The organism is Paraburkholderia phymatum, from assembly GCF_040965635.1.
In the GTDB taxonomy this organism is placed as follows: domain Bacteria; phylum Pseudomonadota; class Gammaproteobacteria; order Burkholderiales; family Burkholderiaceae; genus Paraburkholderia; species Paraburkholderia phymatum_B.
Genome location: NZ_JBFRCH010000003.1, coordinates 145,473 through 163,771, shown reverse-complemented (window position 1 = coordinate 163,771; position 18,299 = coordinate 145,473). Strand labels below are relative to the sequence as shown.

Sequence of the window (18,299 nt, the reverse complement as noted above, 5' to 3'; positions counted from 1 at the left end):
CGTTGCCTCTCTTCAACGATGGATTGATTTGAGGCGCCGTAAACACAGCGCCTCTTTCACATGATTACTTCATGTTCTGCAGCACGGACATGCGGTCCTGGTGCTTTCTCGCTTGCTCATTGCTTGCTTTCGTGATTGCCTCCGAAGTAGCGTCTTGAGCCTTTTGATCGTTTAGATCGCCGCCGACTTGAGCGTTGGGAGCACTGCCGGTGTACGGCGACTGCGTTACAGGACTGATCGTACTCATGATTAAGACTCCAAATTAAAATATCAACGCGTGTTATGTTTCCACAACTAATTGCACACCGAGTCACGCGCAAACACCCGGCGAGCAAAACCTGTCCTGACGCTCAGCTACATTTGCTGCTGGCCTTTCCGCCCTTGGCGGAGAACTCGTATGCCGTTCCGTCGTCATTGTGCATGATCGTCACCGTGCAACCCGAGATGCTCGTGATCCTGCCGAGCTGCAGCTGTGCGCCGCTGAAATAGCGCACGCCTTTGTTATCGACGAGCCAAGCCCCATGCGCCGAACGCCCGAGGTTCATGCCGATGGCTTCGAGCGGCGCGCGCACGGAACCGTTATCCGCGACATGGCCCGCGAATCTCAGGTCTCGTAGACCGTTGATCGATTCGCGCGCAAGGCGTGCAACACGCCTGTAGTCCCATGACTCCGGCAGAACGTAGGCATCTTCGTCCGGCGGAACGATCGTGAACGAACCAGGCGCGCCCGGCTCGATCCGCGCGTCGCGGTAGTACTTCTGCAGAAAGTCCGCAAGCTGCTCCTTCAACTGATCGACTGCGATCACGCGTATCACGGGTGCACGCGTATCGCGGCGGGCAGTCGCGATCAATGACGCAAGATCCGGCGAACCCGGCACATAGCCTTCGTAGACGTATGCATGCGTCTTCGGATCTTCATGCACGGTCACAAAGCGGAATGCACCGTCGAGGCGCGGCGGCTTGCGCTCGACGTCGTGCGGACCGTAGATCCCATATATCGCCCCTGCTCCCGCCGACGTCGTCAACAGCAGCAGCGCCAGCTTCGTGCCGCGCGAGGCCAGCGCCCAACGCTTCGCGACATACGCAAGCGGCGCATGTGCCATCAACCACGCAAGCTCGGCGTGGCGCACCGCATCCGGCGTGAGCAAATCGCGTCCGCTGAACTGCAATTGCGCATCGCCCAGCGTGAAGGACGCACCGCGTCTCAACACCGTGGCCTTTCCCGGTGCCAATGGATAGCCGAATACCGACACACCGTCATGAAGCGCAGTCAGCTTCAGCACGTTGCCGCTCAGCCGAATGGTCGCGTGATGAGGCGCGATGCCGTTGTCGACGAGCACGAGATTCGCAGCCTCCGCGCTGCCGATCGTCAAATCGTGGCCGTCGGACAGCAGCACGCTGGCGCCGGAGTGAATGCCGACCGTAACGGCAATGATTCCGCCTGTGCTCATCGAATCTGCCCCTTCGTCGCGGTCGCGCCGGGTGGCAGGCCGGGAGGAAGCGGGGGAAGCAGAGGAAGCGCACCCGTCCACGCCGGCACGCTTGCCGCGCGCTCCCGCATTGGCGCGCGCGCAGTCGCGTCGCTACGGACCAACTCGGGTGACGGCTGCGCAGGCGCCGAAGACAAAGGCGCGCTCGCGGCGGCTGGCTGCGCGGCCTTGTTCGTCATCGGTTTAATGCGCGGGGTAATCAGGATGAGCCGTTCAACACGCTCGACCCGCGTCTGCTTGTCGCGAAACAATGCGCCCATGTACGGCAGATCCCCCAGTACGGGCACTTGCGAGGTGGACGTTTCGCTGTGTTCATATTGGTATCCGCCGAGGAGCAGGCTCTCCCCGTCCGCGATGACGGCCTGCGTCATGATCGAATGGTTATTGACCTTGGGAATGCCATCGACAGAGAGCGATGAATCGAATGCGCCATCGTCGATCTGCACGCTCAGAAGAACGTTCTTCGCGCCATCCGGCATGGACTCCACAGTAGGCGTGACCTTCAGCGTCAGCCCCGTATCGACGTTGTAGAGGTCTACGTCCTGATTGCCTGCGACTCGCACGTACACGGAGTTGCGCGAGGACAGAACCGCCTCCGAGTTGTTCAACGTCAGCACCTGGGGCCGCGACAGGATACGCGCCTTGCCGCTCGTTTCCAGCGCGTGAATCCTCGCGAACAGATAGTTCGCCGAACTGCCGATCATCGTGGCCAGATTCACGCCCGCCAGCACAGGTACCAGCGACGCGTTCATCGCCGCGTAACCGGCACCCCAATCGCTTTTCGTTCCGCCGCCCCAGCGTATGCCTAGCTCGCTTGCAGCATCCGTAGACACATCGATGATGACGGCCGTGATCTCGACGAGATCTTCCGGCTTGTCGAGCATTGCGATCGTGCGCTCGTAGCTCGGCATCATCGACGGCACGTCATAGATCACGACCGAATTCGTGCGCGCATCGGCCACGATGTTGCGCCGCATCGGCGTCGCATCGGTGCGAATCGCTTCGGCGTCCGGCAATGGCGCGTCGATCGCGGGCGCCGTATCGGCCAGGCCCAGTCCGCGCAGGCCCGGCAGCGGCGGCGGCCCGCCGCGCGCGACGCGCGGCTGGTTGCGCAATCTCGCGGGCGCCTCCCGGGCCGGCACGGAAACGGGGACATCGGCCATCAGCTTGCGCAACAGCGACGCCACGCCCGGCACGATTTGCTGCCGGTTGCCGGAGGTGTATGTGATGTCCTGTGCCTGCGCATAGTGAAGTGGAAAGACGCGTATCTGCGTCTCGTCGACGGCAGGGCTGACGGTGGTCTGCTGCTGCGCCTGCGCAACGGCATCGGCAATCGCATCGACGAATTCCGACGGGCCGGACGCGACGGCCGTGGTATCCGAATACCGAACGGGCAAATGGCTGTCGTCGAGGTCGAGGCTCGACAGCAAGCCGGCCACGGCTTCGCGTGTCATCGGAGCAAACGGGATCGTCCGGCGTCGGATATCCGACGCGGACGAGACATGAATCACATGACCATCGAAGTACCAGGCGAGTCCGTACGCTTCGATCAGTCTCGCGAACACGCGCGCAGGCGGTTCGTCGAACGCGCCGTTGACAGGGTCCTTCAGGCCGCGCGCGACTTTCACCTGAAGACCACCTGCGCTCGCCACCTCTCTCAACACATCGGGCAGCGGCGTATCCCGTGCGAAGTAATGCATCACCTCCGCGCGCCAGACCGGTTCGACAGCACTGCCCGACGATGCGTGCAACACGATTCCGGCAACCACGGCGCGACGTATGCCTGCGGCGGCTACATATCGCCTTGCACGCCTTCTTTCGCTTTTCGCGCGTACGTCACGCCGCGTCATGAACATATGATTTTCCTCGTAGACCTGTCGAATGCGACTTGACGAGAATTTATCTTCGCCCGCGTTTGCCAGGTCATACGGATATACCACCGCGACAGGTATGAGTCGGCGAGCATTGCAAGCATGATTTCTGGATGGAGGCGAACACAACATTCGATATTCCTAACGATATGGAATACCTTGAAGTTTCACGAAAAAGAAATTCCCTGTTCTCCACTTTGACTGGAGCATAGGGATGTCAAAGAAATTGTGAGAGTCAAATGGCAAGTACAACGTATTGCAGCTTCAACGCTGATCTTCTGAAACCAAGGCAGCGGTCAGTTCGCGTGAACGGTCTCGCGACGTGTCTCAGGCTGGAAGAAATCTACTGGTCGATCATTGAGGAACTTGCCCGTGAAAAATCGCTGACTGTCGGCAAGTTGATATCACGATGGGCGATGGAAATGGATCTTGCACACGAGTACGTGTGGAACTTCACTGGCTACGTACGCGTGATCTGCGTCGTGCAACTTATCAAGCGAGTAGGCTCATCAGCACACCTGATGGATTTCAACAGATCACCTTCATCGCCTAAAAAACGGAACGTTCGATAGCGCCTCGCGCTCAACGCACGCATTCACTCTTCGGGAGGTTCCATGTAAAGAATTGTCACTACTCTCCAGCATGGCGGACACTTCATGTGTCCATCGCAACATTCGCCCTTCGTGAATGGGCTCACATCAAGGAAACAAACATGTCAGTTAGCATTTCGAACTCAACCGCCACGCAAACCTCCGTCATTGGCGGCCACAATCATTCTTCCCCGTCGACTGATGGGTTTGCAGGCAATGCTTCTCAAGCGTCCAATCAATCGCCGCAGATGTTTTCGCCGGATTCTGGCGGCGGCGGCACGCAATCGGCAGGTGGCGGCGGCAATCTGCTCAGTGACCTGATGAACCTGCTCAAAGATCTGATGAGCCTCGCGAGCCAGGCCATGGGAATGGGGGCAGGCGCAGGCGGCATGATGGGCTAACGCGCATCTGTTGCCAGTGTGACGGCCGCCGCGGCGAACATATCGCTGGGGAATACCCGGTATCTGTTATCTGGACTTGCGGCGGCCGCCAGAAACATGCAGTACCGACGGGGGCACCTCGCCCCTGCCGCGCACCGACGAAAGGGATAGACTGGCTTTGGCATTCACGGGCACCTATGTCACCGAGACAACGCTGTAGCGAGGCGATGTCGAAGTTGCCTGGAATACCGTTGAAAGACGATAACTCCACCCTTCCCGCCGTGGACCGCAATGATTGAACAGATCAGATTTCCGGCGCAGTCGCGTTCACCATCACAGGAGAGTCACATGACCATCAAGTACGCGTTGTTCGCACGTTTCGAAGCGAAGCCCGGCAAAGAAGCGGAAGTCGAAGCGTTCCTGCAGAATGGGCTCGAACTGGCGAACCAGGAAACCACGACGCCGATCTGGTTCGCGCTGAAGATCGCCGAGCACACTTACGGCGTGTTCGATGCATTCCCCGACGAGGCCGGCCGCCAGGCGCATCTCGACGGCCCGATCGCCAAGGCGCTGATGGGCGTCGCCAACGATCTGTTCACGGGGCCGCCGCAAATCGGCCGCATCGACGTACTCGGCATGAAGAACACGCTCGGCTGACGGCGCGCCCGGCGCAGGCGCGCAATCCGTCTGCGCCAGCGGCGGCGCTCGCCGGCGCTCGCGGCCAGCCGGCATGAAACCATGCATGAATCAACACGAAGCCGACGCGAGACCGTGTATAACTACTATCCGCTAAAGGAGACCTCACCTCATGTCCATTCGTATCGTTCAGCTCGGATCGGACCGTGCGCCCGACGAGGGCGTGCGCATCGGCACGGTGCGGCGGCCGCCGCGCGGCGTGCCGAAGGCCGAGTTCGGCAGCCGCAACTACTACGACGTCTGGCTGCCGATCCTGTCGCCGACGCCGGAACTCGTCACTCAGGCGCTGGCCGCGACGACCGATGCCGAATGGCACACGTTCGTGCGCAAGTTCCGCTCGGAGATGAACAACGGCGATGCATCGAAGGTGCTCGACACGCTCGCCGCGTTGTCGCAGACGGCAAATTTTTCGGTCGGCTGCTACTGCGAGGACGAGAACCGCTGCCACCGCAGCGTGCTGCGCCAACTGCTCGCCGACCGGGGCGCAAAGCTCGCATAGTGCCCGCCTCCGCGCGGTGCGCATCGCGCGCTCACGCAATCGCGCCGCGTCTATCGACGAGCATTGTCGAGCCCGTCGCGCAAGTCGTCGTCGGGAGATAGACGATCGCGTTCGCGACGTGTCCCGGCTGGCCGACGCGCTTCGCCGGCAAACGGTTCGCTGCGCCTTCGAACATGGCGTCGCGGACATCGCCGGAGAGCTTCGACCACAATGGCGTCGCGATCAGCCCCGGCTACACCATGCTCACCCCGCACGGGCGACAGTTCGAGCGGAAGGCCGCGCGCAAGCGCTTCGAGTGCGGCGTTGATCGCGCGTTGCAGCACCGACGTCCTGCTCGGACGCGCGGCGAGAAAGCCCGATACGAACGTCAGCGATCCGCCTTCCGCGATCTTCGCGGCGCGCGCGATGCGGTCGTCATCTGCGCGCCGGGCGCGGCGAAAGGCGTGGCAGCCGCCGCGCCGATGGCCGAGCGGCCGCCGACGATCCGCACGCGCGTGGCTTGAGGCGAGTTCGTGAAGGGATCTCCCGCTGAATAGGGTCGATGAAAACAGGTCGACGCAACGGGATTGATCAAATCCACATCGCATCGCGACGACGCCAGTCTATCGCCCGAACGTCCCTATGCTAGTCTTCGCGCTACGGAAGAAATGCCGCTTCAAGATTGCCGAATCCTTGCTTTTTTGAAAAGAATGAACTCCATCCGCAGCGACAGCCTGCCTGCGCTGATTGCGTTCTCCCGTGTGGTATCGGCGGGCCGTCTGTCGGCGGCTGCGCGGGAAATGGACCTGCCGCTCTCCGTGGTCAGCAAGCGGCTCGCGCAGCTTGAGAAAAGCGTCGGCGTGCGGCTGATCCAGCGCACCACGCGCCGTCAGACGCTCACCGAAGAAGGCGCGCTGTTTCATGCGCGCGTCGTGCGCATCCTCGACGAAATCGAGCAGGCGGAAGAACTGCTGTCGCAGCGCCGCCATGAAGTCAGCGGGCTGCTGCGCGTGGCGGCGCCAGGCCAGCTCGGGCGCCAGAAGATCGCGCCACTGGTCGCCCGTTTTCAGCGGCTACATCCGCAGATCGACGTGCAACTGGAATTGACGGATGCCGTCGTCGATCTCGTCGAAAGCGGTTTCGATCTCGCGATCCGCTTCGGCAGTCTCGCGGATTCATCGCTGATCGCCCGCACGCTCGCGCCGAACTTCCGCGTGCTGCGCGCGTCGCCCGCCTATCTGGAGCAGCACGGCGTGCCGCGGCATCCGCGCGATCTCGCCTCGCACCGCTGCATCCTGATCCGCGACCAGCGGCGCGCGGAATGGCGCTTCGAAGGCGACGAAAGCATCGCGGTGCGCGTGGACGGCGCGATCGTCACGAACGACGGAGAAGCCGCGCATCTGCTCGCGCTCGCCGATGCGGGCATCGCCGTGAAGTCGATCTGGGATGTCGGCAACGACATTCTCAACGGCAGGCTGCGCCGCGTGCTGCCGCATCACTGTATGTCGGCGGCGCCGGTGCACGCGATCTATCCGCATAGCCAGCATCTCGCGGCGCGTGCGCGTGTTCGTCGATCATCTGCGCGAGCGTCTGGCGCAGGGACGCGTTGTAGCGCGGTCGTCGTGCTTTTGTAGCGGCGCGATCCGGCCGCGATCTAACGGCTTGCGCATGGGACCACCCGGCGCATATGTTGCAAAGTCCCGAGTTGAAGCGGATTTCCAGCGCCTTTTGCGATAATGAACTGCCATGTGATCGTGTAGTTTGCTCATAGCATCGGCATGGACCGTCGGGACATTCGACCACCCGCACGCCACTCACAATTTCACCGGATAAGTCATCGACAATGGCCACAGCGACGTCCCGCACAAGCGACACCGATCTGCCCGACCCGAAGCGCGGCGCCCGCCTGTCGCTCGGCAGGCGGATCGTGCTGAGCTTCGGCGTGCTATTCGTGCTGATGCTCGCGATGGCCGCCATCTCGTACACGTGGCTGCGCGTGATGGACGACGAGGCGCTCAGCATGGGCCGCGACTCGGTGCCCGGCCTCTATCTCGCGACCACGCTGCGCGCGACGGCAAACAGCGGCTACTCGACGCTCGAACGCGCGCTCTTCGTCGATAGCGACGAAGACGCGACCAAGCGCGATCTCGACCGCCTGCCGCAGATCATGCGGCAGTTCGATCAGGTGTCGGCCGAATACCAGGCGACGCTCTTTCGCAACCAGGACCGCGCGCACTTTCGCGACTTCAAGGCCGCGTGGGACCAGTACCTTCCGCAGCAGCACGAAGCGATGCGCCTTGCCGCGACGTCGAAACCCGATGCGCAGGCCGCGTTCATCAAGCTCGCGCCCGCGTGGGACAACGTATTGCGCACGGCGAACGAACTCGTGACCGAGAACCGCGGACAAGCCGACGATTCCGCGAAAGCGATCCGCGATTCGGTGACGAGCATGGAGATCACGCTCGCGACGGCGCTCGGCGTGACGCTGCTCGTCGCGCTCGTGACGGGTTATTCGCTGTATCGGGCGATCACAGTGCCGATGTCGAGTGTCGTCGAAGTGCACAACGTGATGCGCACGGGCAATCTCACGCAGCGGCTCAAGCTCGGACGCCGCGATGAATTCGGCGCGCTCGAAGATGGCTTCAACCGGATGGCCGAGGAACTGAACAGCCTCGTCGCGCAGGCGCAGAGATCGTCGCTGCAGGTGACGACTTCCGTCGCCGAGATCGCGGCGACGTCGAAGGAGCAGCACGCGACGGCTAGCGAGACGGCCGCGACCACGGTTGGGATCGGCGCGGCCTCGCGGGAAATCGCCGTGGCCTCGCATGACCTGTTGCACGCGATGAACGAGTTATCGGTAATCACGGAGCAGTCGGCGGTGCGCGCCGGCAACAGCCAGAGCGGCCTCGCGCACATCGAAGCGACGATGCGCAGCATGATGAAAGCGGCGGACTCGCACAGCGCGAAGCTCGCGATCCTCAACGAAAAGGCGATCAACATCAACCACGTGGCCGCGGCGATCGCGAAGGTCACGGATCACGCCAACCTGCTGTCATTGAACGCGGCGACCGAAGCAGGAAAGGCCGGCGCACATGGCCAGGGCTTTGCCGTTGTCGCCATGGAAGCCCGGCGTCTCGCGGATCAGACGGCCGTCGCCAACCATGACGTTGAACCGGCGGTAAACGAGATCCAGTCGGCCGTAGCGGCGTGCGTGGCGGCCATGGACGAGTTCTCCGAAGAAGCGCGGCGCGGCATGCACGACATGCAGCAGATGAGCGGGCAACTATCTCAGATCATTCGCGACGCGCAGACGCTCGCGCCGCGATTCCATCACGTCAACGAAGGCATGCAGACCCAGGCCGCGAGCGTTGGGCAGATCGCGCAGTCGCTGTCGCAGCTGTCGGAGACAGTGCAGCAGACGGCGGAGTCGTTGCGCCAGTCGTCGCGGGCAATCGACGATCTGACGCTCGTCGCCAATCAACTGCGCACGGGCGTTTCTCGCTTCAAGATCGAAGGGTAACGGCGCCTGCGCTATCGACGGGACCCGAAAGCGCCCTAGCCCGGCTTGCCGTCCTCGCGCGGGCGCATCAGCGGCAGCGCATACGCGAGCGCGTAGATCACAAACGCCGCGATCCAGCACAGGCCCGCGCTCCAGATCCACACGTGATAGAGACCCGGCGCGACGAACGGACCGATGATCCGCAACGCCGAGCCCAGCGTGACGAGCGCATAGCTCGCGACGTCGCGCGTATCGGCGACGAGCGGCCTGCCCGTGTGGCCGCGCGCGGTGCGCGTGATCATCGCGATGATCGCGCCGCCGATCACGCCCGCCGTGAACGCATGCAACGCGACGGAATGCGGCACGAACCCGAGCGCACTCGCGCCGAGCAGCGCGAAGCCGACGGGCATCCACGCATAAGCGACGTGGAGGATCAACAGTATCGCGGGCCCACGCACCTTGTACGAGCGCCAGCCGATCAGGCGCGCGCAGTGAACCGCGCAGGCCGCGAACGCCAGCGCCGCGACAATGACGGGATGCACGGCGGCTGCGTCGGCGAACAGCGCGCCGAGCGTCAGCGGCGCGGAGATCGTTTCGACTGGTTTCCAGCGGCGCGTGACGAAACCAGGAATCGCGTTCGACGTGAACATCGGGATTACGCGCGCGCCGATCACGCTGACCAGCAGCACGACGATGCCCGCCGCCGCGTACAGGCAACGCAGCGCGAGATCGGGCCGGCCCGTCTGCACGAGGATGTGAAACGCGGCGTTGAGCGCGCCGAAAACCAGCAGCACGGGCACGAGAAAATAGTTGCGGCGGTTGCCCGCCTTCGTCAGCACGCGCAGCAGCACGCAGGCGACGGCGGGCAGAAACGCGCTGTCGACGATCGCGGCGGGCACGGCGGGCCCGCTCCACACCAGCACGCGCGCGCACAGCCACAACAGCGCAAGCGCGGCGAGCACGCGATGGCTCGTCGTCTGCATGCCCGTCCATGCGCGCACCGCCGTCAGCAGAAAGCCCGCGACAATCGACGCGGCGAATCCATACACCATTTCGTGCGCGTGCCAGCCGATCGGGTCGATCCTCAGCAGGTAGTTGCCGTTGACGGGCACGCCCGCGAGCATCAGCAGCCATACGGTCAGCGCAAGCGCAGCAAAGAAAGCGCCCGCCAGATAGAACGGCCGAAAGCCCAGGTCGAACAGTGCGAAGCGCCGCCCGGGCCGGTAGCGTTCGGGGAACGGGACGAAGGTTGAACGCGGTTCGACGATTTTCATGATTCGCTCGTTTCAGGCATCGGAAGAACGGCAAGCGGCGCTGCCGCTGCGCGGCTCTTGACGGGCTTACTCGCAGTGCTGACAGTCACGGCTTGTTATGGCCGCGTAAACCCTTACACACGATTCGTGCCAACAACTTAGATGTGGAAAAACAGCGACTTGTAGTATTTGCTAGTCGATTTGACAGAGTCGCCATGACTCAATGCGGAGTCCGACCGACTCATCACGCCGATTCCCGCTCCACCACGCTAAACCCTACATCGACGAACGCGGGCTCGTGCACGCCATTCAGCCGGTCGAGCAGAAAGCGCGCGGCGCTCACGCCGATGCGGGTGCCGTCGACGCGCACTGTCGTCAGTTGCGGCGACGTTTCCGACGCGAAGTCGAGATCGCCGAAGCCGCAGATCGCAAGCCGCGACGGCACGTCGAGGCCGAGGCGCTTCGCCGCGCCCAGCGCGCCGATCGCGAGCAGATCGGAGCCGCAGAACACGGCATCGACTTGCGGCGCGCGTTCGAGCAGTTGCGGCAGCGCCGCCTTGCCCGTCGCCAGCGAGCTCGGCGGCTCGACGATCACTTCGGCGACGTCCGTCATCCCCGCTTTCGCGAGCCGGTCGCGGAACCCGGCGCGGCGCGCGAGCGCGCGCGCATCGCTCGCCGACATCAGCGCGGGCCGCTTCACGCCGCGCGACAGAAACCGCTCCGCCACCGCTACGCCGATCTGGTAGTGCGAAAAGCCCACTAGCATGTCGATGGGCGTATCCGTCATGTCCCACGTCTCGACGACGGGAATGCCGACGTTGCGCAAGCGCTCGCGCAATGAATCCGTGTGCGCGACGCCCGTCAGCAGCACGCCTTCGGGACGGCGGCTCAGCACGGTATCGAGCAGGCTTTCTTCGTTCGTGTCGCTGTAGCCGCTCAGCGCGAGCAGCACTTCATACCCCGCGCGCGACATCGTCTCGCTGAACACCTGGATGGTCTCGGAGAACAGCGAGTGCGCGATGGTCGGCACGATGGCCGCGATCAGCCGCGAGCGCGCCGACGACAGGCCGCCCGCGAGCCGGTTCGGCACGTAGCCGAGTTTCTGCACGACCTGGCGCACGCGTTCGAGCGTTTCGGGCGCCACGGAAGCGGGATTGTTGAACGCGCGCGACACCGTGATCGGCGACACGCCCGCCTGCGCCGCGACATCCGTGATACGCACGCCCTTCGGCCCGCCGCGCGTGCGGCGCGCGGGCGCGGCGCTGTCCTTGAGCGCGATCGATGCGTCGTTTGGCTTGGCGGTCGACATGAATGTGTGCACCCGAAAATGTGGCGCGGCTATTGTAGCCAATGCCTCAAGGCGGCTTCACTCCGTCACGGGCGCGCTGCTCACGTTTTGCGCCGCATTGCCGCTACGTCGCAGAACGAAGCTCGTCACGACCGCGAAGATCAGCATGCAGGTGGCGGGAATCAGCATCGGCGCCTGCGTGCTGCCCGTCGTCTGCTTGACGAACGGCACGAGGTTCTGCGCGATGAAGCCGCCGATATTGCCGAGCGAATTGATCGCCGCGATGCCCGCCGCGGCGCGCGCGCCGAACAGGAACTTCGGCGGCAGCGTCCAGAAACACGGGATCAGCAGATACATGCACGGCGCGCCGAAGCACAGCGCGATGAAGCGCAGCGTGTTGGTCGGCATGAACACCGACGACAGGAAGAACACCATGCCAAGCAGCGCCGATGCGAGCATCGCGATGAGCGCGCGATTGCCCGCGCGCAGTTTCGACGGTAGCCATGCGAGCACGATCGTCGCCATCAGCCACGGAATGATGTTGAGAAAACCGTTCGTCGTGTTGCTGACGCCGAAGCCCTTCACGAGTGTCGGCAGCCAGTAGCTGACGCCGTACACGGAGATCGACAGCATCATGTAGTAGAGCGCCATGCCGATCACACGCGGCTCGGCGAGCACGCTCAGCAGCGATGCGTGGCGCGCGGCGTTCTTGCGGGCCTGCGCGCTTTCCGTTTCGAGCGTGCGCGTGAGCCATGCCTTCTCGTCGTCCGAGAGGAACGTCGCTTCACGCGGCGACGCGGGCAACAGAAACAGCACGACGAGCGTCAGCAGCACGGACGGAATGCCCGTGACGACGAACACGAGCTGCCAGCCTTGCAGGCCGAGGAAGCCGCCCTTGTCGAGCAGCCATCCGCAGATCGGCGCGCCGACCATGTTGCCGAGGCTGCTGCCGACCGTGAAATAGCCGAGCATGCGCACGCGATGCCGTTGCGGAAACCACAGCGTCAGGAAATAGATCACGCCCGGATAGAGCCCCGCCTCCGACGCACCCAGCAGAAAGCGCAGCACATAGAACATCGTCGCGTTCTTCGTGAACGCGAGCAGGATCGTCACGACGCCCCACGTGAACATGATGCGCGCCATCCACTTCGGCGCGCCGTACTTGTGAAGCATGACATTGCTCGGCACCTCGAAGATCAGGTAGCCGATGAAGAACAGCGATGCGCCGAGTCCGTACGCCACTTCGGAAAGCCCGAGGCTGCCCAGCATCTGCAGCTTCGCGAAGCTGATGTTCGAGCGGTCGATATACGCGACCAGATACAGGAGGCCGAGCAACGGCATGAGCCGCAGCCCGAGCCGGTTGATGAGGCGCGATTCGTCGATCGCTGAAGTGACGGTGTTCACGGTGTCTCCCGGGCCCGCTGCCTGCGCGCGGACCTCGCTCGCTGTTCAGGTTGTGTTCGTGACGGATGGCGCTTTGCTTCGTTACTTCTGTGCTTCGCGCCACGCGTCGTACGCGGCAAGCGTTTCGTCGTTCGGCGGATAGTTGCCGCGCAGCGGATTGCCTTGCGCGATGCGCCCGGTGATGAACGCTTCGAGCCGTTCCTGCTCGATCGAATCGCGCGCGACCTCTTCGGCCATTTCGCGCGGCACGATCACCACGCCATCGACATCCGCGACGACGATATCGCCCGGATACACGGGCACGCCGCCACATGCGATCGGCACGTTCATGTCGACGGCGTGATGCTTCGCGAGATTCAGCGGCGCGCTCGCGCCCGCGCACCAGATGGGCAGGCCGAGTTCCGAAATCGAGCCGCTGTCGCGCACGGGACCGTCGGACACCATGCCCGCGACGCCGCGCTTCGCGAGCCGCAACGCGAGAATCGAGCCGACGGATGCGACGGAACGCTCGCCGCGGCAGTCCTGGACGAGAACGCTGCCGGGCGGCGCCGTCTCGACGGCCTTGCGCTGCGGATGATCCGGGTTCTGGAACACGCCGACATGATCGAGGTCCTCGCGCGCCGGAATATTGCGCAGCGTGAACGCGGGGCCGACGAGATTCGGCGCGCCGGGCGCGGGCTTCGCGAGCGGCGCGACGCCTTGCAGGAACACGTTGCGCAGTCCGCGCTTGAAGAGTTGCGTGGTGAGCGTCGCCGTGCTGACGTGGCGAAGTTGTTCGAGCGCCTCGGCGCTCACGGTCTGCTGTTCGGATGCGGTCATTTTCAGTCGCTTATGACGTAGTGTGCGTTAATGGATTTCCGGCTCGTCGCGGTTCACTTCCGGCGACGCCGCGAGTTTTTCTTCGAGGAAGTCGAAGTCGCAACCCTTGTTCGCCTGCGTGACGTGCAGTTGATGCATCACGCCGAAGCCGCGCTCGAACGGACGCTTCGGCGGCGTCCACGCCTGCCTGCGCTTCGCCAGTTCTGCATCGCTGACATCGACATGCAGGCGCCGCGCGGCCACATCGAGTTCGATGATGTCGCCGTCTTTCACGAGCGCGAGCGGTCCGCCGACGAACGATTCGGGCGCAACGTGCAGCACGCACGCGCCGTAGCTGGTGCCGCTCATCCGTGCATCGGAGATGCGCACCATGTCGCGCACGCCCTCTTTCAACAGCTTCTGCGGAATCGGCAACTGGCCCCATTCGGGCATGCCCGGCGCGCCGACGGGACCCGCATGCTGAAGCACGATCACCGAGTCGGCCGTCACGTCGAGTTCGTCGCTGTCGATGCGCGCGGCCATGTCGTTGTAGTCCTTGAACACGACGGCGGGGCCACGGTGCTTCAGCAAATGCTGCTCCATCGCGGCGGGCTTGATCACGGCGCCATCGGGCGCGAGATTGCCCGTCAGCACGGCGAGACCGTCGCGCTCGACGAGGGGATTGCCGCGCTTGCGAATCACGTCGTCATTGAAGATCTCCGCGCCCGCGATGTTCTCGCCGAGCGTCTTGCCGTTGACGGTCATCTGCATGCCGTCGATCAGCTCGCCCAGCTCGACGAGCAATGCGCGCAGGCCGCCGGCGTAGTAGAAGTCCTCCATCAGATACTGGCCGGCGGGACGAATGTTGCCGAGCACGGGCGTCACGCGCGCGAGCTCGTCGAAGCGCGCGGTCGTCAGATCGATGCCCGCGCGGCGCGCGACGGCCACGAGGTGCACGATCGCGTTCGTCGAACCCGACATTGCGAGCACCGTCGTGACGGCGTTATCGAAGGACTTCGCGGTGAGAATGTCCGACGGCTTCTGGTCGGTCCACACCATCTCGACAATGCGCTGGCCCGTCAGCGACGCGTACTGCGCGTGCCGCGAATCCGCTGCGGGAATCGACGAGAAGCCCGGCAGCGTGAGGCCGAGCGCTTCCGTCGCGCTCGTCATCGTCGATGCCGTGCCCATCGTCATGCAGTGGCCCGGCGAGCGCGCGATGCCGCTCTCGATGCCCTTCCATTCGTCCTCGGTGATCTTGCCCGCGCGCAGTTCGGCCCAGTACTTCCACGTGTCCGAGCCGCTGCCGAGCGTGCGGCCGTTCCAGTTGCCGCGCAGCATCGGACCGGCGGGCAGATAGATCGCGGGCAGGTCGATGCTGATCGCGCCCATCAGCAGGCCGGGCGTGGTCTTGTCGCAGCCGCCCATCAGCACGCAGCCGTCGAACGGATACGACTTGAGCAGTTCTTCCGTCTCCATCGCGAGGAAGTTGCGGTAGAGCATCGTGGTCGGCTTCTGGAACGGCTCGGCGAGCGTCATCACGGGCATCTCGACGGGAAAGCCGCCCGCCTGCCAGATGCCGCGCTTCACTTCCTCGACGCGCTGCTTGAAGTGTGTGTGGCACGAGTTGATCTCGCTCCACGTGTTGACGACGGCGATCACCGGCTTGCCCATGTAATCGGACGCGTGATAGCCCATCTGCGCGGTGCGCGAGCGATGGCCGAACGAACGAAGATCATTGACGCCGTACCAGCGGTAGCTGCGCAACTCTTCCGGCTTCTTGCGATTCGAGGACAAATGAGTCTCCTTGGTAGCGCTATCATTTCCGCTCGAAGCAAAGCGGGCGGACGCGACGGGCGTTCTTTCTGTGCGGATCGATGACGATGGGATGAACGGATGGTAGCGTTATCATCCAAGGCAGTCCGCCAGGGATTACACGTAGAAGCGGCCTGGATAGTGCGTCTGCGCGCGGAAAAGCCGCGAGCCGCGAGCAACGAGCCGCGCGAACGCGCGATATACGGCGCGAACGCGCAGCGTGTTGCGTTGCGCGTCAGACTTCCTTCGTGTCGAACACGAGCAGTTCGACGCCGGCCTGCGCGAAGTTCTGCAGGTCGGCGGTGGTCGCGGCCGCTTCGGGCGTGGTCATCGCCTGTTGCAGCGCGTCGAAGCTGTCGAAGCTGAGGATGGCGGCGAGCGCGTACGGCGATTCGCCTTTCGCGCTCGCGACGGGCCCCACGCTCACTTCATAGCGGCGCAGGCCCGGAATGGTCTTGGCGAGTGGTACGTGTTTCTCGAAGTAATGGGCGTCGAATGCGTTGCGGTCTGCGGGTACGTTGTACAGCGCGACGAGCTTTGCCATGTCATGCCTCCTGAAACGGGCGTCCAGCGTGCAGTGACGTTCCTCTCGAACGGCTCATGATTTTACGCCCGGCCTGTGCGATCCCTTTGTGAAGGGATCGCGTTTTCGAGTGCCGCGGTCCATGTGCGCCACGCTCCGCGCACTCAGCGCGGCATGCGGCGCCGGAACCCCCACCAGCCCGCGAGCAAGGTGAAGCTGACGACGAGCAGCACCATCATCCAGAAGCCGTGCTTGTTCTCCGCGAGCGGAATGCCGCCGACGTTCATCCCGAACAGCCCGGCGATGATATTGATGGGCAGCGCGAGCACCGTGACGATGGTCAGCGTGAACAGCGTGCGGTTGGTCTGCTCGTTCAGGCGCGCGGCGATTTCTTCCTGCAGCAGCTTGATACGCTCAGCGAGGCCGGACAGATCGCCGAGCACCAGCGAGAACTCTTCCGTCGAATCGCGCAGGCTCTGGACATCGGCGGGCGACAGCCAGGCGGGCGGCCGGACTAGCAGGCGAAAGATCGAGCCGGGCTCCGGCGCGAGCAGCCGTTGCAGACGCACGAGCACGCGGCGCATCGCGCCGAGATCGCGGCGGCTCTCGTACGCGCGCAGCGACAGGAAGTGATCTTCGATGCGGTCCACTTCGATGCTCGTTCTGCGCACGATCTCGACGAGCAGATCGGCCTGATCGCGCAGCAGGTGGATCAGCAGTTCGGCCGCCGTATCGAAGCTCTCGCCGTTGCGCACGGACGCGCGCAGCCGGTCGACGGAGCGCAGCTGCTTCAGGCGCGCCGTGACCATGATGCGCTCGTGTGTGTAGACCCAGAGCGTCGAGATGTCGGAAGACGTCTGCTCGAAGTCGTACATCACGTCGTTGACGACGGCGAGCAGCGCGCCGTACTGATGCTCGATGCGCGTCGAGTGCGAGCCTTCACGAAACGCTTCGAAAAAGCTTTCGGGCAGGTCGAGATGCGTGCGCATCCAGCGTTCGCTCGATACATGCGCGAGATTGAAATGGAGCCACAGGAACTCGCCCGAATTGGCATTGTCCGTCGCCTTCGCCACCTCGTCGAGCCATTCGGCGGCGGAGTCGGCATCGAGAGCAATGCCGGGCTTGTCGGGAGCAAAACGAAAGCCGCAGACAAGGCCGGAGCGGTCGGCCCCATACGTGGCGGGCGCCAGGTTCAGGTTCATGTGCGTTTCGAGGGTGGGGTCCACGAAAGCGCCATTCTGACATGAGCTTGCGGCACTCGCGTTACGTGACAGCCGCTTGACAGCCGCTTGATGGCTGCTTGACGGCTCTGCTTGACGGCTCTGCTTGACGGCTCTGCTTGACGGCCGCTCGACGGCTTTTTGACGGGAGAAAAAGGGCAGCGTGCCAATGGTGCGCGCCATCGCAACGACACATCATGAAACGAGCCGTCCGCGTCGCACGCGGACGGCCATGCTCAGTCGATCACGCGTTGAAGCCGCCGTCGATCGTGAGGCTCGAGCCCGTTACGAAGCTCGCTTCCGGGCTCGCGACATACGCGACCATGCCCGCGATTTCCTCGGGACGCGCATGACGGCCAATCGCCATCAGGCCATGCAGCGAAGCGGCGAACTCGCTGGACTCGGGGTTCATGTCGGTATCGGTCGGACCGGGCTGCACGTTGTTGACGGTGATGCCCTTCGGTCCCAGATCGCGCGCGAGACCTTGCACGAGACCTTGCAGCGCCGACTTGCTCATCGCGTACGCGGCGCCGCCCGCGAACGGGATGCGCTCGGCGTTGCAACTGCCGATGTTGATGATCCGCCCGCCCTGCCCCATGTGCGCCAGCACGGCCTTCGACGCGACGAACACAGCGCGCACGTTCACCTGCAAGGTCGCATCGAAATCCTCGAGCGAGAACGTGTCGATCGTGCCGAGACGCAGCACGCCCGCGTTGTTGACGAGAATGTCGATCTTGCCGAGCCGGCGCGCCGTCTCGTTGATCGCATTGGTCAGCGAAGCGGGGTCCGCGACATCGGCCTTGACGGCAACCGCGCGGCCGCCCGCATTCTCTACGCTCGCGACGAGATCGTTCGCGCCCGCGGCCGAGCTGTGATACGTGAAAGCCACCGTCGCGCCCTCGCTGGCGAGCCGGCGTACCACGGCCGCGCCGATGCCGCGCGCGCCGCCCGTGACGAAAGCGACCTTGCCTTGCAGATTCGTGCTCATCCTGTG

The 18,299-nt window shown here is 63.9% G+C and carries 16 protein-coding genes and 2 pseudogenes; 6 read left to right on the top strand and 12 right to left on the bottom strand.

Going from position 1 to position 18,299, the window contains the following annotated elements; translation table 11 throughout:
• Window positions 1-64: 64 nt before the first annotated feature.
• From AB4Y32_RS07350 to sctC, 3 genes are all read right to left on the bottom strand, one after another.
• Window positions 65-247 (bottom strand): hypothetical protein, encoded by a 183-nt coding sequence (locus tag AB4Y32_RS07350; RefSeq protein WP_368720690.1) that lies wholly within the window; start codon window positions 245-247, stop codon window positions 65-67.
• Window positions 248-350: 103 nt separating this feature from the next.
• Window positions 351-1,451 (bottom strand): FHA domain-containing protein, encoded by a 1,101-nt coding sequence (locus AB4Y32_RS07345; protein ID WP_368720689.1) that lies wholly within the window; start codon window positions 1,449-1,451, stop codon window positions 351-353.
• Window positions 1,448-3,259 carry a type III secretion system outer membrane ring subunit SctC gene (gene sctC / locus AB4Y32_RS07340; RefSeq protein ID WP_368720688.1) on the bottom strand — a complete coding sequence of 604 codons (1,812 nt, stop codon included), beginning with the start codon at window positions 3,257-3,259 and terminating at the stop codon, window positions 1,448-1,450. The genes AB4Y32_RS07345 and sctC overlap by 4 nt, the downstream gene beginning before the upstream one ends.
• A 341-nt stretch (window positions 3,260-3,600) precedes the next feature.
• Here sctC and AB4Y32_RS07335 point away from each other — a divergent pair, with 341 nt between their 5' ends.
• From AB4Y32_RS07335 to AB4Y32_RS07320, 4 genes are all read left to right on the top strand, one after another.
• Window positions 3,601-3,933, top strand: coding sequence for a ribbon-helix-helix domain-containing protein (locus AB4Y32_RS07335; protein ID WP_368720687.1), 333 nt, complete (start codon window positions 3,601-3,603; stop codon window positions 3,931-3,933).
• A gap of 86 nt (window positions 3,934-4,019) precedes the next feature.
• Window positions 4,020-4,352 carry a hypothetical protein gene (locus AB4Y32_RS07330; protein WP_368720686.1) on the top strand — a complete coding sequence of 111 codons (333 nt, stop codon included), beginning with the start codon at window positions 4,020-4,022 and terminating at the stop codon, window positions 4,350-4,352.
• Window positions 4,353-4,679: 327 nt separating this feature from the next.
• Window positions 4,680-4,988: a putative quinol monooxygenase gene (locus AB4Y32_RS07325; RefSeq protein WP_368720685.1), complete on the top strand. Its 309-nt coding sequence runs from the start codon at window positions 4,680-4,682 to the stop codon at window positions 4,986-4,988.
• 151 nt (window positions 4,989-5,139) lie between these two features.
• The gene (locus tag AB4Y32_RS07320; protein ID WP_368720684.1) at window positions 5,140-5,526 is read left to right on the top strand and encodes a DUF488 domain-containing protein; all 387 of its coding nucleotides are present in this window, start codon (window positions 5,140-5,142) and stop codon (window positions 5,524-5,526) included.
• 31 nt (window positions 5,527-5,557) lie between these two features.
• On the opposite strand, the pseudogene AB4Y32_RS07315 reads toward AB4Y32_RS07320, so the two are convergent.
• Window positions 5,558-5,936, bottom strand: a pseudogene (locus AB4Y32_RS07315) (SDR family oxidoreductase); the annotation flags it as partial.
• A 288-nt stretch (window positions 5,937-6,224) separates the two neighbouring features.
• Here AB4Y32_RS07315 and AB4Y32_RS07310 point away from each other — a divergent pair.
• Both AB4Y32_RS07310 and AB4Y32_RS07305 read left to right on the top strand, forming a co-directional pair.
• Window positions 6,225-7,086 (top strand): annotated as a pseudogene (locus AB4Y32_RS07310) (LysR family transcriptional regulator); the annotation flags it as partial.
• 262 nt (window positions 7,087-7,348) lie between these two features.
• Window positions 7,349-9,025 (top strand): methyl-accepting chemotaxis protein, encoded by a 1,677-nt coding sequence (locus AB4Y32_RS07305; protein WP_368720683.1) that lies wholly within the window; start codon window positions 7,349-7,351, stop codon window positions 9,023-9,025.
• Between the two features lie 35 nt (window positions 9,026-9,060).
• On the opposite strand, the gene AB4Y32_RS07300 is transcribed toward AB4Y32_RS07305, so the two are convergent.
• From AB4Y32_RS07300 to AB4Y32_RS07265, 8 genes are all read right to left on the bottom strand, one after another.
• Window positions 9,061-10,278, bottom strand: coding sequence for an NnrS family protein (locus AB4Y32_RS07300; protein ID WP_368720682.1), 1,218 nt, complete (start codon window positions 10,276-10,278; stop codon window positions 9,061-9,063).
• A gap of 223 nt (window positions 10,279-10,501) precedes the next feature.
• Window positions 10,502-11,566, bottom strand: coding sequence for a LacI family DNA-binding transcriptional regulator (locus AB4Y32_RS07295; protein WP_368720681.1), 1,065 nt, complete (start codon window positions 11,564-11,566; stop codon window positions 10,502-10,504).
• A gap of 57 nt (window positions 11,567-11,623) precedes the next feature.
• On the bottom strand, window positions 11,624-12,949 hold the full coding sequence (locus tag AB4Y32_RS07290; protein ID WP_368720680.1) for an MFS transporter: 1,326 nt from the start codon (window positions 12,947-12,949) through the stop codon (window positions 11,624-11,626).
• Between the two features lie 81 nt (window positions 12,950-13,030).
• Window positions 13,031-13,768 carry a ribonuclease activity regulator RraA gene (locus tag AB4Y32_RS07285; protein WP_368720679.1) on the bottom strand — a complete coding sequence of 246 codons (738 nt, stop codon included), beginning with the start codon at window positions 13,766-13,768 and terminating at the stop codon, window positions 13,031-13,033.
• Between the two features lie 27 nt (window positions 13,769-13,795).
• Window positions 13,796-15,544 carry an L-arabinonate dehydratase gene (gene araD, locus AB4Y32_RS07280; protein WP_368720678.1) on the bottom strand — a complete coding sequence of 583 codons (1,749 nt, stop codon included), beginning with the start codon at window positions 15,542-15,544 and terminating at the stop codon, window positions 13,796-13,798.
• 253 nt (window positions 15,545-15,797) lie between these two features.
• Window positions 15,798-16,106 (bottom strand): EthD family reductase, encoded by a 309-nt coding sequence (locus tag AB4Y32_RS07275; protein WP_087733456.1) that lies wholly within the window; start codon window positions 16,104-16,106, stop codon window positions 15,798-15,800.
• A 143-nt stretch (window positions 16,107-16,249) separates the two neighbouring features.
• On the bottom strand, window positions 16,250-17,287 hold the full coding sequence (locus AB4Y32_RS07270; RefSeq protein WP_368721074.1) for a transporter: 1,038 nt from the start codon (window positions 17,285-17,287) through the stop codon (window positions 16,250-16,252).
• 262 nt (window positions 17,288-17,549) lie between these two features.
• Window positions 17,550-18,293: an SDR family oxidoreductase gene (locus tag AB4Y32_RS07265; RefSeq protein ID WP_368720677.1), complete on the bottom strand. Its 744-nt coding sequence runs from the start codon at window positions 18,291-18,293 to the stop codon at window positions 17,550-17,552.
• Between the last annotated feature and the right edge of the window lie 6 nt (window positions 18,294-18,299).